Raw genomic sequence first — 16,523 nt, forward strand, 5'->3', positions numbered from 1 at the left:
TGGTTATTTTGTATGTAATTAAGACTTACAAACGATCTTTTACATATTCAATCTTCGTTTTTCCGTGTGCCTTTGGTTTTCCATCTTCCCCTAAATTAACCATTGTAATAGTGTCTATTGTAATAATGGTTTCTCGAGTCATCATGTTTCTTACTTCACTTTTCAACACTAGTGAAGTGTGCCCGAATTTAACAACATCAATTCCAATTTCTACAATGTCCCCTTGTCTTGCCGAACTTTTAAAATTAATTTCCGACATATGTTTGGTTACTACTCTATAGTTTTCTAACTGAATAATTGTATACAAAGCCAACTCTTCGTCTATCCATGCCAGTAATTGTCCCCCAAATAAAGTCCCATTCGGATTTAAATCTTCGGGTTTGACCCATTTTCGAGTATGAAATTTCATAATTGTTAATTTAATAGTAACAAAAATAACATTTTAGTATCATTATTTTTTTTAATTTTAGAATAAAAACATGAGCCAGCGAGATACTATTTTACAAGAATTCCGAGGACCAACTTTAGGCACTGTAAATGCTCAATCTTCTGCAGATGAATTATTTCAAAACGAAGTACTTCGGCCGATTTTAAAACTCCAAAATGATTTATTAGTTGCTGTTTTTATAAATTATGTCAATAAAAACAAAACTGATTTTTATTCCTATACCGTTGAAAAGAAACTTTCGGTAATTGAAAATGCTATTCAAAAAGATATTAAATTCCGAAATTCACTAAAAGGTATGGTAATCGCTCTTTTTACTTTGGATGAATATCAATCTTATATTCTAAATTCTTCGAGCTTAAATAAAAGAATGATGAATTTGGTAATTGAAAGACTTAAAAATCAAGTACAATTATTTGAATTAGAATCAAATAATGGCTCAATTTAAAATTAGATTGCAATTTTTTCAAGACATAAAAAAACCAGTGATCTTAACTTCACTGGTTTTTTTAACTAAATTATGCGTTTTGTTTTAAGCTCTTAATATGCTCATTTACATATGTTATTCTTTCTTATATGTGTTGGTTCTGGCATCTTTTATAACCCCATTCCAATTTAACCCATAAGCAAAATCATAACTATTTCCTTCGCTATCCTTATGTGGAACCATATCGAAGGGAACGTCTTCGAATTGTTTTTCAACTGTTTCCATATTGGCTGGCATCTGAACTGGCAACAAACCTGATGGTTCTGTTTTTCCAGATATAATATCCAGAACTGCCTGTGCTGATACTCCGAAATTTAAAACAATTCCATCAACTTGGCTCTCAAACTCTCTAAAAATCATTGGTTTTGAAGCTGTTACTGAAACTATAACTGGTTTATCTCCCATCATGTCCTTTGTATCTAAGATAGTTCTCAAATCCATTGTATTTGCAGCGGTAACAGTTTTATTTTTATATGTTCTATCTGTAATGGTTGGATCAATAACCTGATCTCCAGCAGCTATACTTTTGGCTCTTGCTTCTGTGGCTGTATAAGTACCATATTGTAAAGAAATCGGCACATAACCATTACTACCATTGGTTCTATCTTTTAAATCATAACCATCTTCTAAACTTTTTGGACTTGTTACAAAAACAATTGCAAAATCTGCTTTTGATGGTTCGTCTGTAACATTATAGTATTTTTCTACTAATTCTAAATTAACTGGGTATTCTAATTTTGGTGTACTTCCTACTCCCCACCAATCTTTAGTCGAAGCAGTGTAAATTTTAGGAATAAAAACTGTTTTCTTTTCTTTTAATGGAAGAATTGATGCTTTATTTTTTAATAATACAATCGATTTCAATTGAGCGTCATACCCTGCTTCCATAAATTTTGAATTCCCAACAACTTCTTTTGTTTCGGCTATATTAAGATATGGATTTTCAAAAAGCCCCACTCTAAAAATATTCTTTAACAATCGAACTGCTGATCTTTCAAAACGGGCTCTCATAAATGATTCTCCATATTCTTTAACTCCTATTTCATAAGCAGCTAAAACTGGTTTTTTATCATTATTACCTCCAAATTGATCTACTCCTGCAATGATCGCTTTATAATGTCTGTCGACAATCGAAAGATTTTCTACTCCCCATGGCTTTCCTGCAAAAACATTTGGAGTTTTTCCCTCATCGCCTGTAATTAACCAATCGGTACAAACTACTCCGTCGTAACCATATTTATCTCTTAATAAATCAGTAATAATATATTTGCTATACCCATTAGCAACGTTTTCATTATATTTTTTATCCTGATCAAAAGTAATTGTGTAATATGGCATCACTGCTGATGCTTTGCTAGTTTTCCCTTTTAATTTAAATGCTCCATTAACAAAAGGATCTATATGCTGTTGCAAATTATTTCCTGGATATACAGCAAATTTTCCATATGCCCAATGTCCATCACGTCCACCTTCTTCGGCTCCACCGCTCGGCCAGTGCTTTACCATGGCATTCACACTTTTATATCCCCATCCATCTTTTATTTCATCTTTGCCATAAGAGGTTTGAAATCCATCAATATAAGCTCTCCCCATGTCTCTTGTTAATGATGGGCTTTCGCCAAATGTCATTGAAATTCTATACCATCTTGGTTCTGTTCCTAAATCTATTTGTGGCGACAAAGCTGTGGCAATTCCTAATGCTCGATATTCTTTGGCTGCAATTTCACCAAACTGTTCTACTATTTTTGGATCAAATGTGGCTGCCATACCTAATCCATCTGGCCACATTGAGATTGTTCCTCCTGCTCCAGCATTAAACTCTGAAGTTACATTTGCTATATGTCGTGGATCGGTACTTGTATTACTTGGAATTCCTAAACCTATTCCTTCTACAAATGCCTGCATCTTATTGTTCCATAAAGCCGCTACTTCTGGACTTTCTACATTTGTAATTAAGACATGGCGTAAATTATCTTCTTGTAAAAATGCTTTTTGCTGGTCTGCCAAATCATACGCTTTTGCATTACTTTCTGGAAAAACCTTGCCGTTATATGTTCCTGAATTATATCCCGAAACTCCTGCTGGTAAGGATTGATGTCGACTATACAACATCAATCCTGCAATTTGTTCTACCGACATTTTTGATGCCAAATCTTTGGCGCGCTCATCTGCCGGAAGTCTCCAATCTTCGTATTTATCTAGTTTTCCGTTTTTATTTAAATCTTTAAATTTTTTTCCATTTATGGTTAAAATTTTCACTCCAGATTCTGGTGAATATCCAAGATCTGCTCCTTTATTATTTTTAACAATGGTAAAATTTTCCTGCTGAGCATGCATCGTAACACTTAAAAAGAAAGCGAAACTGATAGTTATGACTATTTTTTTCATTTATATACTTTTAAAATCTGAAATTTAAAGATGCTTCTAATGTAAATGGTCGAATGTATGATCCTACCAATAACTTGTCGTAATAAGGTGTAGCATCTGTAATTAATTCAGCTCCGTTTATTGTTCCTTTAGCTCCGGTTTGATTTAAGAAGTTTACTGCTGTAAGTCCAATATCAAAATGATTATTAATTTTATAATTTACTCCTCCAAATGTTTCCCATCTTGGCGCAAAGTATAAAGCATTTGTTTGATTTGCATATTGCTTACTGAAATAACGGAAGCTTGCCCATACTTTGAAATCTTTATAGGTATAACTTGGATCAATTTCCATCAATACTTTTGATATTTCTAAAACATTTTTGTCATTATATGAATAATTATTTCCAAAAGCTGAAAAATCATAATTTTTATAAACTGGATCCTGAAAAGTTACCAAATAATGTAGATTAAATCCTTTAAATGGTGTTGCTACAATATCGGTAGTCCAACCCAAGGTCTGAATGTCATAAAAAACTGTTGCTACTTCTGACTGGCTTGAATTTGTAGGATTTACTAAATTTAATCTTGCTTGATAATTATTTCTTGTTAAATAGGTCGCCTGTGAAACAATGCTAAATTTTTCTTGATTAAAATATACTCCAAATGCTCCCAATGGACTTTTTGTTTTTGCAAGATTAGGCTCTGCTGCTCCTGAATAACTTTCTAATTGTCCATTCTTTTCGGTATAAGTAAAATCAGCTAAGATTCCTGCGCTTTTTATTACTTTATAAACCGCATTTACAGATCCTCCTAAATGAAACCAATTATTATCAAAATATGTTTTCTGACTTGGATCAAATACAACATTCGGTGTTCTTGGTGTTTGATAATAATCTCCTTTTAATTTATGATATCTTAAATTTACACCATAAGCTAAAGTAAGACGATCTGAAATCGTCCAGTTATCTGAAAAATAAGCCGATAATTTATTCTCAAAACCATTATGATACTCTCCTCCTATATTATAGTTGTAAAACCCACTTGCATCTGTATTTGCATTACCTCCTACCGTATTGCGAACTAATTTATCTGGGTTAGCACTTACACTCTGATTAAAAAACGAACGGTTTGATGTAAACTCATCTACATTATAATAATATTCCATTAATCCAAATCTCCACTTGTGATTATCAACATTCTTTTTTATTTCAAAACGGGATAAAAAAGTAGTTGTTGGTGCTCCATCTGTGTACATTACAAGCATTGAATTCACATTGCCTACGTATGGCTGCCCAGATGCTTGGTAAGTAAAATTATCAGCTGTTGTTGCTTCAAAAATACTTAATGGTATTGCTACTAATTGCGATGCTTTGGCATAACGAAAACGTGTCGTAAAATTAAACTTCCAATCATTTGCTAAGTCATAATTCCCTAGTAAATCAAATGTATGTGAGGTTGATGCTGCATCACTTCCTCCCATATCTGCTTTTTTTGACTGTCCTGTAAGTATGTCTTTAAACATGAAAGTTCCATCATTTACAATATAAGAGTCTCTTCCAATTCTAAAACCATTGTACTCCTCTACTTTTCCTCCTTCTTTATATTCAAAAACAGCATAATTACTTAAAGAGGCAGAGTTGGCATATTTATACAAAAAGCTAATTTCGCCTTTTCCATTGTTAAATTTCTTAGTTACTCCTGCTCGATAAATTTGTGTCCTATCTGAATAGTTAGCAAATTTCAAATCAAATGAATTCGGATCAAAATTGGCATAAGCACCCATTGTATAAGACCAACCTTTACTTAATGGCCCTGTAACATTTAAATCTCCTTTCATCCATCCGAAACTTGATCCCGAAAAATTACCATTTATTTCTAATTTATCTGTACCTAATTTCGTGTAAGAATTAACTGTGAATCCTAAATCACCCGTTGTAATTGCTGCTTCCCCAATTTTCAACAAACCTGTTCTTCCTAAACTCTTACTTTGTCTCCATGTTCTGTTTGGTAACTCCGGCCAGAAATAATATACCACTGGTAAATCATTTTCTTGAATAGTAATTCCTCCTACAGTTGATGGTAATCCAATATTTACATCACGCGGTCCCGTATTATTTGCCGCATTAAGCATCACATTTCTGTTTTTCTCTTCCTTAGTGTCGGTTTCTACAATTTTTGTTTTTGTGGTATCTGTTGCTTTTCGTGACTTTTTTTCCTCTTGTGAAATCCCTTCAAAAGCGGGAAAAATAGTCATGCAAATCGCTGAAATAAGTATTCTTTTCATAAGTAATCTGGTTAATTGAATAAGGGATTAAATTTTCATTGCTTCATTAGGAAGCAATATTAATTAGATTTTTTAATATTAACAAACAAATGAAAGAAAAATTACATAAATCAATTTTTTAACAACGAATAAATCGCATATAACTAACAAACAACAACTATTACTATATTTTAAAACTCTAATAAAAAAGCACTATCACGATTGCGTTAAGCCTTATAAACAGTGGGAGAAAGCTTTAATACATAATTTTTATTGATATAAAAATCTGACAAAAAATAATATAAAGAAAGTTTAAAAATTGATATATGAATATCAAAAGAGTAAATTTGGCCGTAATTATATTCTATGGAGTTTAAAAAAATACTAGAAAGTGATTCTGAAGTGTCATGGGAAAAATATGTTCCCACACTATCTATTGATTGTGCCATTTTTAGTTTTAAAGATTCTTCTCTTCAAGTGCTCACTATTAAAATGAAAGATCAAGACTCTTTTGGCCTCCCTGGCGGCTATGTGCAAAAAGACGAAAACATTGATGATGCCGCTGTTCGTATTTTAAAAAACAGGACGGGTACCGAAAATATCTATTTGCAACAATTTTATACTTTTGGTAATTTAAACCGTTCTGAAGGTATTTTTAAAGATTATGATGATAATCTATGGAACAAACAACGATTTATCTCTATAGGGTATTATGCTTTTGCTGAACATTCTAAAGTAAATCTAGATATAGACGACATTTCAACTGCCTGTGAATGGAAACCTATTGATGATCTACCTCCATTTATGATGGATCACAGAGAAATTTTAGACAAAGCTCTTCTTACGCTACGAAAACAATTAAGCAATCACCCGATTGGATACAATCTGCTTCCTGAAAAATTTACTATGCCTGAGCTTCAAAAATTATATGAAATTATTTTGGATAAAAAACTTAATCGTGGTAACTTTTATAGAAAAATATTACGCTACGATATCTTAATCAAATTAGATGAATCACGCAAAGGTGGTGCTCATAAAGCTCCTGATTTATATAGTTTTAATTTAGAAGAATACAATAATGCTCTTAAAGAAGGTTTTAAAGGAAGTTGGTAGCTTTTACAAAAATTTTATGAAGACTAACGTTCAAAGTTTATTACTCGACAGAAAAAAATGCTAAGGGTTTTAAAGTAATCTCTTACTCTGACTAAAAAAGTTATTCATGGTGTCATTGGGAGATTTATTCGTTTTATACTTCTACTAAACAGCTATTGAAACTAACATCCAGAACTACATAAATTAACTATAAAGTAGGCAGTCCCGATAGCTATCTGGGAGATTACGCTAGTTTCAATAAAAATTATACTCGATGGTAAAAACAGATGGAAACTTCAGTTCCTTTGCATCTAATGAGACTTAGTGTCTTTATTAAGCCTTATTTTTTATTATCTCCAATAAAATTGAGACTCAAATTAATCAAAACTGCTTTAGAAATTCGTATGATTGGAACTTGCATTCCTAAGCAAATAATCATGAAAATTGGTATCAGAATTTTTAATGACAATCCATACATTGTATTTAATGCAATGACTAAAAGAATCAAGTGAACTACAATTATAAGTATTATTGGATATTTAATCCATAATGCTGCTGAATAAAAATTAGGTTCTATCTTAAAATCCTGATTACAGTGTGAGCAATTTATATTCATTTTACGGATCTCTTTCACTACAAAAAGTCCTTGGTTAGTAAATAAATTACCCCTATAACATTTGGGGCATTTAAGTTTAAAAATATTATATAACTTCATTCTTGTTTTTATAATTATTAGGCATTTATTAGCTAAAAAAACCTATAAATAATCTCTATATTAATTTTAATCATTGTTTTTAATTACCAGAAACACCTAGTAATAATTTTTATTTTATGGATTTATAATGTCTAGAATCTATAATGCTTAAAATATATTCTTTAGCAATTTATGAAAGTGGTTAAATTTGTTTCGTTAAAAATTCACTGCCAATACTGAGGTATTTTGTTATTTTGCTTTTATGTTTTAAAAAAACTGTTCCAATAACTTTCAGAACTGATTTACAAAACTTCAAAAGGTTTTTTTAAAATCTGAAACTATAATAACAACTGTAAATTTCAAAATTATTTTCGCAAAATACGATTTTTTTTTAATTTATAAGTAACAAAACTCTGAGGGATTTTAATTGAGGGAGAATAAAAATGCATGAAATTTAAATCTATATGCAAAAATCATCAATTGATTTCTTTTCAATGTTTCTATTTATAGCGGAATGACAAAGCAGTTTCCCTATGGATTTATTGAAAACAAAACCAATTCTACAGGGTTTGAATTGTGATTCAACTGAGTTATATTGCTGTTTTTTAGCACGCTGAAAAAGCTGATTTATTTATCAAATAGGTAATGAAACCAACTACTATTATACAGAAAGACTAAAATCGGATGTAAATGACAACCTATTATGAATAAATCTCTGACTAAAACATAAAATTAATTTCGACTTATTCCTATTCAATCTAATAATCAAACAACTACCGATTATAAATTAATTATTTACAAAATCGCTCCAGTAATTGTTCTGATGCTGGGAAGTTTTTATTTTTTGATATCCACAAATACTTACATCCTTTTGTTTTATCTTGAAGTGCAATATAACAAGTTCCCAAAATGTATTCTGTTTTTCCATCATTCAAACTTGCAGCATCTTCAATTTTAGATAAATAATCGATAGCTTTCTTATATTGATCTAATTTGAAATAACAGATACCTATATTCTGTATCACTACCTCATTTTTAGGATCTTCATTTAATGCTTTTTCGTAATAAATGATTGCCATATTAAACTTTTGCTCCTTTCCGTATTGCTGTGCTTTTAGCAAATAATTGTCCCTTAAAATATGAAGCACATCTGATTTTCTTTCTAATAAAAGGCTGTCTTTTGGAAATGCTACCAATCCTTCATCAAGAAAAGAAATTAATTTCTGGCGACTGAATCCTGATAATTGTAAAGCTTTTGATGTATTAACCCAATTCTCTGGAATTTTTCGATATTTAGAAAATTGATTATGAATTTTCAGCATCTCCAAAGTATCTTTTTTTTCATTGGCTATAAAGAGAGCCGATAAATAAAAATCTTTATTTCTTGGTCTTTTATAAAAAGCAATTTTGGCATATTTATAGGCTTTATCAATATCTCCATTATTAAAAGCAATCTTTTGAATATACCAATCTGAATTACCTAAATATGGATTTAGTTTTTGTGCTAATTCAAAATAATGCAATGCTTCTTTGTATTTTTTTTCATAAAACAATGATACTCCAGCAAACTCTACAAAAGGTTCTGAGTAAAAACTCAACGATGGATATGTTGGTAAATTAGCAATTATATCATTTGATTCTAATAAACGCCCTGTTTCTGGTAACATATCATTTACTCTATAGGCTGCCTGATATACCTTAAATTTATATTCTAATTGTGCTGCTTTGAATTGTGAAAACGCAAAATAAAGACACACAAGGCTGATAATAGTTATTGCAACTGGTACTTTTTTAATTCCTGGCACTGATATTTCTGACTCTGAAACTGTGACTTCTTCTTTTCCATTAACTAATGTTAATGCCAATAAAAAGCAAAAGCCCAATTGCACTGCTGGTATGTATAAAGGGAAATTTAACAATGCATCAAGTCCATAACCAGAGAGCAACATTAAAGAAAATAGAGCTATCAATTGTACTTCTTTTTCTTTAGATTGTAAAATTTTCTTTACTGAAATCCATACAATAAAAATAAACAGAGATAAATATAGTAGTCCGTTAACTATTCCAGTTTCTGCCATTAACTCCAAAAAATCGTTATGTGCATTACTAGAAATATATGAATCATCTACAAGCGTCTTTTCATAAGGCAGGCTTTTAATCTTCCAATTTCCAATACCGACTCCTAACAACGGATTTTCTGTAATAATTTCTCCTGCATTTTTCCAGAAATCTAATCGTAGTTTAGCTGATGAGTCTGTTTGATTGTTAGTTAATCCTATTTGCCCTATTCTGCTCCCTACTGACTGATAACGTTCTGAATCTCCTACTTTTGCAAAAATTAGATTAGAAACAAAAAAGGATATTATAACTGGAAAAACAATACAAGCTATTTTTATAAATTCTGCCTTTTTTATTGTGTTTATTTTACAATAAAAAACTAAAAAAACAATTAGCTGTATGATCAAACCCAAAAATGTAGCCCGAGAGCCTGTTAAAAATATTATAGTAATGCTGAGGAGCAAAGCCAAGACCAACATTATTCTTTTCCAATTTGAAAAATGTATAATTCCTAAAATTAGAAAAGGAATTTTTATATTAAAACTAGCTGCAAGTATATTTATATTCCCTGAATTCCCTTTAATGCCTGATAAATCTAATGTTTTTGAAAAATCATAAAGGATTAAGATGGACTGTATAAGGATGCTAACCCCAACAATAAAAGCAATTTTAAAAAGTAACTCAAGTCTATTATAAAGTAGTATTGTTAAATTTAAGAACATACAAAAAACAATTAGCAATTTGCTAAAAGCCACTACTGCCAAAGATGCATTAATAGCTGTAATTATAGATGCTCCACAAAGGAATAAAAACGTGACATATACTTTTAATATCGTACTTCCTTTATATATTGAAATCAAGTTTTGAGGCACTATTTTTGAGTTACAATAGCAATAAACACCAATAACTATATTTACTAATCCTAGATATACATATTGCGGACTATATCTTTCGATTGTTTCAAATGATGGCAAAAAATCCATTAGTAAATAGCCTATAATAAATAATAGCACTATATAATTTAAACTATCTGTTTCTTTATTCTGTAATCTAGACTTCATATATGAATTTAGCTTTTATTTTTAATTAACAACAATGATCTATTATCTTAAGATATTGCCTCTTTACAAATAACATTATATACAAATATAATATTATTGATGCTATTATTTGCAGGTTTTATTTTCATGCTAGCATAAGCATAATACCATTAAGTTAAATAAACCTTTTCTATGCTATGCCCTATATTTCTCACGCTAATATGCAAAATAAAAAAATTTTAAACCTGCTTTCTTTGCAAGAAAAAAATTAGTTATTACTTATCACAAATATCTTTTTTAAATTTAATATGTTTTACATATCTAATCTGAGTTATATTCTATTAAAAATAGTAGTAGCCATAAACGGATATTCTACTTCTCCGTTTACAGCTGCTTCTACAAACCAAAAAAAAACTATTCAATTTTATTTATTAAATATTATGATAAATTCGGAACGCCTGTTTAATTCATGATCTTTTTCTGAGCACTTCACTCCATTTATACAATGATTAATCAACATTGTTTCTCCAAATCCTTCGCCTGTAACTCTTTCTTTTGCAACCCCAGCTTTTACAATATACTCTACTGTAGCAGCTGCTCTTTGTTTTGATAAACGCATATTAAATTCATCTCTACCCCTACTGTCTGTATGTGAATTCACTCGTAATGAAATATTTGGTCTGGCTAATAAGAGTTTTACAATTTTATCTAACTCTTCTTTAGATGATTCTCTTATTTGAAAACCTTCATAGTCAAAATAAATTGGTTCAAGTTTTAGCTTTTTAGTTAAATCGTCTCCTTCATTCAGTCTTACTCTTACATTAGCAACATTAATTTCCATTTCATCATATAAATCAGGCGATATCACTCTTTTTTCTAACTGTTGTAACATTGGAATTGACACAGTTTCTTCGATAAGTCCAACTTTCTTATATACTAATGTGTGCTTTTGAAATGGCTCAATAGAAAACGAATATTTACCTTCATTGTCAGTAAGATAACTAGTTATTTTATTAAATTCAGAATCGTAAACTTCAATTGTAACTCCTGCAATAGGAGCTCCTGTAATACTATCTTTCATTGTACCTGAAATAGTTGGCTTTATATCGAATGAAAAATTTACTGGACTTTTTTCTGTAAATCCGTACAAATCATCATTTCCCTCTCGATTTGACGAAAAATATCCTTTTTGATTTTCTCTGTTTATTCCATAAGCAAAATCGTCATAAGCTGAATTTACTCCGTCTCCCAGATTAACAACTTTATAAATACCTTCTTCGTCTTTTGCAGCTGCAAAAACATCTAACCCTCCTAATCCTGGATGTCCATTTGATGAAAAGTACAATGTACCTGAAGCATCTATAAAGGGATATGTTTCCCTGCCTAATGTGTTGATTTCGCTGCCTAATAATCTGATATCACTTATTCCATCTGCTTCTGTTATGCTCCCTACATATATATCTGAATTACCCATTTCGTTATTTCTGTCTGATACAAAATATAATTCTTTATCATCAGGACTTAAAGCAGGATGGCCTGATGAAAAACCGTCACTATTTACAGGATATGGCAATTCTTCAATATTTTTCCATTGATTATCGATATAATGCGCTTTATATATTTTTAAATAATTAATTTCTAATTTTTTACTTCTACCTAATTTCTTTGCCATATAATTACTCCCCGTAAAATACATGGTTTTACCGTCTTTTGTTATCACAGGTGTACTGTGATGAAATTTTGAATTTACATCTCCTTTTAAAATTTTAGGCTTTACTAATCCACCATCAGGAGTAATAGTTGCGCTATAAATATTAAAGTACGATCGATTGTCCCAACTGTTTTTTTGTGTCAATACTGAACTAGAGTTTTTGGATGTTGCATACAGTAGTTTGTCCTCACCCCAAAAAGCTGCCCCAAATTCTGATGAAGATGAATTAATTGTGACATTATTTAGCGTATAACGCCCCGATTGTTCTTTTATTTTAGACATGAAATTCTCAGGAAGCCAACTATCACTCATATCTCTTTTTCCTGTTTTTAAATAGTATTTTTTTAGGATAGTGGCAGCTTCAGAATATTTCTCTGCTGTTTTTAATGTTTGTGCATATCTAAAATAATATTCTGGTGCTATATCACCCCTAGTTTCCATCAACTTAGCATACCATTTTAGCGCTTCAAGGTAATTGGAATTATAATAATATGAATCTCCTAATCTGGCATATACATTCGCTGAGGCATTTCCTTTATTTGCTATTCTTTTATACAATTTACCTGCTTCTACAAATGCAAATTGATTGTAAGCTTCATTTGCTTTTTGCAATCTTTTATTCTGCATCTGCGCATAGCTTTCATGCATTATAAAAGACAAAAAGAAAATAAAAACAATAGTTAATTTTTTATAAATCATAATTCATCAAATTAATTATTAAAAGAACCTTGGCGTTATCATTTTATATACTGATTTTGAGGATATATCAAATCGCAAGAAAACCTCATGTGATCCTGAGTTGTAATTACCTATTTTTTGAGTATCAAAATCGTATGAATAGCCTATATTTAAACCTTGTGAAATCTGAAATCCAGCCATAGCACTTACTGCTGCATCCCATCTGTAGGCTGCTCCCAATGTTAACTTTTCCTCAAAAAGAAAGTTTGCTGACAAATCAACCGCAAGTGGTGATCCGCTTACTGTTTTTATCATCGCAGCAGGTTTAAATTTTATTGCATCTGATAATTCAAATACGTAACCCCCCATTGCATAAAAATGTTTTTTTCTAGAAGCTACCGAAACTTTAACATCGTCGTAGAATTCTGTTTCCAAAAACATTGGTACTGATATTCCAAAATACCATTTATCTGTATGGAAATATGCCCCTGCTCCTATGTTTGGAGAAAACTTACTTTCTAAACCTGTAAGTAGCATATCATTTCCTTCGTGAATGTTTAATTTAGTATAATCAATTTCCCAAAAGTTACCCACAGCACTCAGTCCAAGAGATAACTTTACCTCTTCGGATAACTGAATTGGATAAGAATAGTTAACTGAGAAAGTAGTTTCTTTTGTTGGTCCTATTTGATCATTAATAATAGATAATCCTAATCCTTGCCCATTTTCACTTACAGGTGTTTGAATAGAAAAACTTCCTGTTTTGGGTGCTCCATCTAATCCTACCCATTGTGCTCTATAAATTCCAAATATACTTGTAGCACCACTTGTTCCAGTATATCCTGGATTTAACGTCATGGTGTTGTACATATACTGTGTATATTGAGCATCCTGCTGCGCAAAAGATGGGTGAAAGCCAGCAAGAAATAACAATACTATTATTATTTTTTTCATATCCTTTTTAATTTTTAAATACTGATTTGAGTAATAATTTTAATTTGTATACTTCATTTTTAAATCAACATAGAATCTATATTTTAAAATAGTCTTCTGAAAAAAATTAATTGGTGCCTGGACAATGACATGTTCTACAGGATACAAGAATAAAAAGCAACAGCATAACAAAACCAAATAAAAACCTATATAAAATTAATTTAGTTGTATTTTTCATACTCTAATACTATATTTTATTAAACTCCAAAATTTTTTAGCCACTCCAGATAGCTATCGGGAGTGCACTAATTTCTACCAAATTTATTACTTATAAATATGCAAATAAAGTGGTAATTCTTCTTAATTAAGTAAAAAAGTACTCGTTTAAATTATCATTATTTTTTATTAGAAATAAAGATAACCCACTTTTTCTCTAGTGATGTCCTTACTTATTTTATATCTCAGTACATAAAAATAGGTTCCTGTAGATAATTTTTCACCTTTGCTAACTGTTGCCCTTCCTTCAGAAATTCCTTTAAACCAGTTTCCATCTATACCATATCCTGAAGTTTCAAACACTTTAACTCCCCATCTGTTATAAACTTCTAAGGTATTATCTGGATAAATTGATAATCCTTCTATAAAGAAGTAATCATTAATTCCGTCCTCATTAGGTGAAAAACCATTGTAAACAATTACATCTTCTTCTTTAGGAGGAAGTACTTTATTTATTCTCGCTAGTGTAAAAACACCATCCTTTGTAATTTTAGCTGTTACTGTTTTATTATCAGTATCTGTTGCTACATCATAAGACTTCCACTCTTTATCTTTTTCATCCCATCTTATAATACCGATAGAAGTATCATCTTTGAGATTCTTAATAATATCTCCTGGAGTCGTATTCTCATCCCATTCTAATGTTAATGCAAAATCAATAACGTTATCAGTTGTATCAAATTTCCAATACTCTGCATCATTAATCAGCAGTATCTTATCCTCTTTTTTATTATGTGGATATTTATCATTTGAATTTTTCTTAAAATATTCACTTGCATAATCTTTACCATCCTGACTACTTTGCCCAATGGTAATCGGTCTGTAATATCCTTCGTCACCAACAGGAAACTTAAATTCATTTTTTCCTTTTTGTTCTGCATTTCCAAGCACAAAACTCTGATTACTTGCTTTATCATGAGTAGCATTAGCTTCAAATACGATTTTTCCGTTGTAGTTAGAATTATCCACAATACCGTAATAGAAATTAGAAGTCCCCGATACACTTATGTCCCCAGTTAAAAGAAAAGCCGGTTGTGCTGACTTATTTTCAAACTGCACATCATTTAACTCAATGGGTAATGTTCCTGAAATAAGCTGTGGTCCTTTAGTACCTTTAAAATGGAGCAAACCTAAATCTTTTTGATTTGGATCTAATGATGGAGTAAATGTTACTATTCCATCATTATTAAAGTTTGCATAAACAACGAACACTCCGTCATTAATAACATCTCCAGTAGCAAAATTATTAAAATCTCCTACTGACGAGAACTGTGTATCACCCATCATTACTAATTCTCCTTTATTTACTGTTTGTGCGTTTAGTTTTCCGACTGTGCATACTGCCAGTATAATTGCACTTATATAAATTTTGGTCATAACTTTTATTTTAAAATGTTATCCATAAACATAATTTGTTATAATTTTTTTATATTAAAAATACACCTCTTTTTTCATACTCTAAAAAGAGGTGTATTTACTTTATCATATCATCCTTAAGGAATTGTATAACTTGTATTAATATTTCTCGCCTCTTTTAAATTGCCAACGCAACTGTGTATAAATGCAAAAAAAATATTTTAATTTTTATAGATGAAATGTTTCATATTCCTATAATTTTAATAAGGAACTGCAATTAAAAATTGCAGTTCCTTAAACTTTTTATTATTGATTATTTTTTTCTAAAATCAATTTTTCTAATTTTTCCAAACGCTCATTCATAGCTTTTGAACTTGCTTTTAATTCTTCAATTTCATTGTTTTTTGCATCAAGCTGTTTATCTTGCTCAATAACATGTAAATACAATTCTTCTGTTTTTTCCAGCAACTGTATTGACAATTCTGAAATATTAAATGCATATCCTTCGGCTGTTTTCTCCAATTGAGTTATAGGTGTTATTCCTGGTAAATGCTTGTTCTTTCTAATATATGCATCTACTTCAGATAGTGACTTAAATTTATACTCTGCTTTTATATCTGAAAAACCTTTGAAATAATCTTCAAACACATAATCGGCAAAATAGCTATTCACAGTCGTAATCGTTCCATTAACTCTCAACTTTTCATTTGGTACGGCAGATTTTTCAGTATATCCAATTCCAACCCATCCATTTGTATAGATATCCTCTGTATTTGAAGTTGCTCCTTTATTAGTAGTTGTACTAAACCAAGGCTCTTTTACTAATGGGGTTATATCTAATTTATGAGTCTCTGTCTCTTCATCTGTATAATCTAAAGTACCGTTTGCAAGTGTATTTACTTCAAGCTTAGTTACTGTTTCGGCTGCTTTTACTGCATTAGTTAAATCAACAACATTTCCTGTTACTCCATTTACTGTAGTCGTTAAATCTTTTCCGTTTAACGCATTAGATACTGTAGTTTTCAAATCTAATGCTACTGAAGCCGATACTCCGTTTACATTAGAGATTAATTTCCCTTCTGTTAACTTCAGTTCATTAGTAGTTCCAGCAGCTACTGCTTCT

Annotated in this window: 10 protein-coding genes and 1 pseudogene; 2 read left to right on the plus strand and 9 right to left on the minus strand. The window is 30.6% G+C overall.

Features of this window, described 5'->3' with window-relative positions; all coding sequences use genetic code 11:
• Positions 1 to 25: 25 nt before the first annotated feature.
• Positions 26 to 409 carry a hotdog domain-containing protein gene (locus IUY40_RS13270; protein ID WP_195737341.1) on the minus strand — a complete coding sequence of 128 codons (384 nt, stop codon included), beginning with the start codon at positions 407 to 409 and terminating at the stop codon, positions 26 to 28.
• Between the two features lie 70 nt (positions 410 to 479).
• On the opposite strand from IUY40_RS13270, the gene IUY40_RS13275 reads away from it, so the two are divergent.
• Positions 480 to 893, plus strand: a complete 414-nt coding sequence (locus IUY40_RS13275) for a glyoxalase (RefSeq protein WP_195737342.1) — start codon at positions 480 to 482, stop codon at positions 891 to 893.
• Between the two features lie 114 nt (positions 894 to 1,007).
• On the opposite strand, the gene IUY40_RS13280 is transcribed toward IUY40_RS13275, so the two are convergent.
• Both IUY40_RS13280 and IUY40_RS13285 read right to left on the minus strand, forming a co-directional pair.
• Positions 1,008 to 3,320: a glycoside hydrolase family 3 N-terminal domain-containing protein gene (locus IUY40_RS13280; RefSeq protein ID WP_195737343.1), complete on the minus strand. Its 2,313-nt coding sequence runs from the start codon at positions 3,318 to 3,320 to the stop codon at positions 1,008 to 1,010.
• A 10-nt stretch (positions 3,321 to 3,330) separates the two neighbouring features.
• Positions 3,331 to 5,583, minus strand: a complete 2,253-nt coding sequence (locus IUY40_RS13285) for a TonB-dependent receptor (protein ID WP_195737344.1) — start codon at positions 5,581 to 5,583, stop codon at positions 3,331 to 3,333.
• A gap of 345 nt (positions 5,584 to 5,928) precedes the next feature.
• Between IUY40_RS13285 and IUY40_RS13290 the strand changes: the two genes are divergently transcribed.
• A complete protein-coding gene (locus IUY40_RS13290) occupies positions 5,929 to 6,675 on the plus strand; it encodes an NUDIX domain-containing protein (protein WP_195737345.1) in 747 nt (248 codons plus the stop codon).
• A gap of 319 nt (positions 6,676 to 6,994) precedes the next feature.
• Here the strand turns inward: IUY40_RS13290 and IUY40_RS13295 are convergent, their stop codons facing one another.
• From IUY40_RS13295 to IUY40_RS13320, 6 genes and pseudogenes are all read right to left on the minus strand, one after another.
• On the minus strand, positions 6,995 to 7,270 hold the full coding sequence (locus IUY40_RS13295) for a DUF983 domain-containing protein (RefSeq protein WP_229335553.1): 276 nt from the start codon (positions 7,268 to 7,270) through the stop codon (positions 6,995 to 6,997).
• 869 nt (positions 7,271 to 8,139) lie between these two features.
• Positions 8,140 to 10,467, minus strand: coding sequence for an O-antigen ligase family protein (locus tag IUY40_RS13300; RefSeq protein WP_195737346.1), 2,328 nt, complete (start codon positions 10,465 to 10,467; stop codon positions 8,140 to 8,142).
• Between the two features lie 403 nt (positions 10,468 to 10,870).
• Complete coding sequence (locus IUY40_RS13305; RefSeq protein ID WP_195737347.1) at positions 10,871 to 12,784, minus strand: OmpA family protein; 1,914 nt, start codon at positions 12,782 to 12,784, stop codon at positions 10,871 to 10,873.
• 90 nt (positions 12,785 to 12,874) lie between these two features.
• A complete protein-coding gene (locus tag IUY40_RS13310; RefSeq protein ID WP_195737348.1) occupies positions 12,875 to 13,789 on the minus strand; it encodes a type IX secretion system membrane protein PorP/SprF in 915 nt (304 codons plus the stop codon).
• Positions 13,790 to 14,173: 384 nt separating this feature from the next.
• Positions 14,174 to 15,421, minus strand: coding sequence for a gliding motility-associated C-terminal domain-containing protein (locus IUY40_RS13315; protein ID WP_195737349.1), 1,248 nt, complete (start codon positions 15,419 to 15,421; stop codon positions 14,174 to 14,176).
• Between the two features lie 285 nt (positions 15,422 to 15,706).
• A pseudogene (locus tag IUY40_RS13320) lies at positions 15,707 to 16,523 on the minus strand (hypothetical protein); the annotation flags it as partial.

The organism is Flavobacterium sp. ALJ2 (genome assembly GCF_015594725.1).
Lineage (GTDB): Bacteria > Bacteroidota > Bacteroidia > Flavobacteriales > Flavobacteriaceae > Flavobacterium.

Coding starts and splice junctions, on each gene's coding strand:
- IUY40_RS13280 (WP_195737343.1), bottom strand. CDS start 3,320: ATGAAAAAAATAGTCATAACTATCAGTTTCGCTTTCTTTTTAAGTGTT.
- IUY40_RS13285 (WP_195737344.1), bottom strand. CDS start 5,583: ATGAAAAGAATACTTATTTCAGCGATTTGCATGACTATTTTTCCCGCT.
- IUY40_RS13300 (WP_195737346.1), bottom strand. CDS start 10,467: ATGAAGTCTAGATTACAGAATAAAGAAACAGATAGTTTAAATTATATA.
- IUY40_RS13310 (WP_195737348.1), bottom strand. CDS start 13,789: ATGAAAAAAATAATAATAGTATTGTTATTTCTTGCTGGCTTTCACCCA.
- IUY40_RS13305 (WP_195737347.1), bottom strand. CDS start 12,784: ATGCAGAATAAAAGATTGCAAAAAGCAAATGAAGCTTACAATCAATTT.
- IUY40_RS13290 (WP_195737345.1), top strand. CDS start 5,929: ATGGAGTTTAAAAAAATACTAGAAAGTGATTCTGAAGTGTCATGGGAA.
- IUY40_RS13295 (WP_229335553.1), bottom strand. CDS start 7,270: ATGAATATAAATTGCTCACACTGTAATCAGGATTTTAAGATAGAACCT.
- IUY40_RS13275 (WP_195737342.1), top strand. CDS start 480: ATGAGCCAGCGAGATACTATTTTACAAGAATTCCGAGGACCAACTTTA.
- IUY40_RS13270 (WP_195737341.1), bottom strand. CDS start 409: ATGAAATTTCATACTCGAAAATGGGTCAAACCCGAAGATTTAAATCCG.
- IUY40_RS13315 (WP_195737349.1), bottom strand. CDS start 15,421: ATGACCAAAATTTATATAAGTGCAATTATACTGGCAGTATGCACAGTC.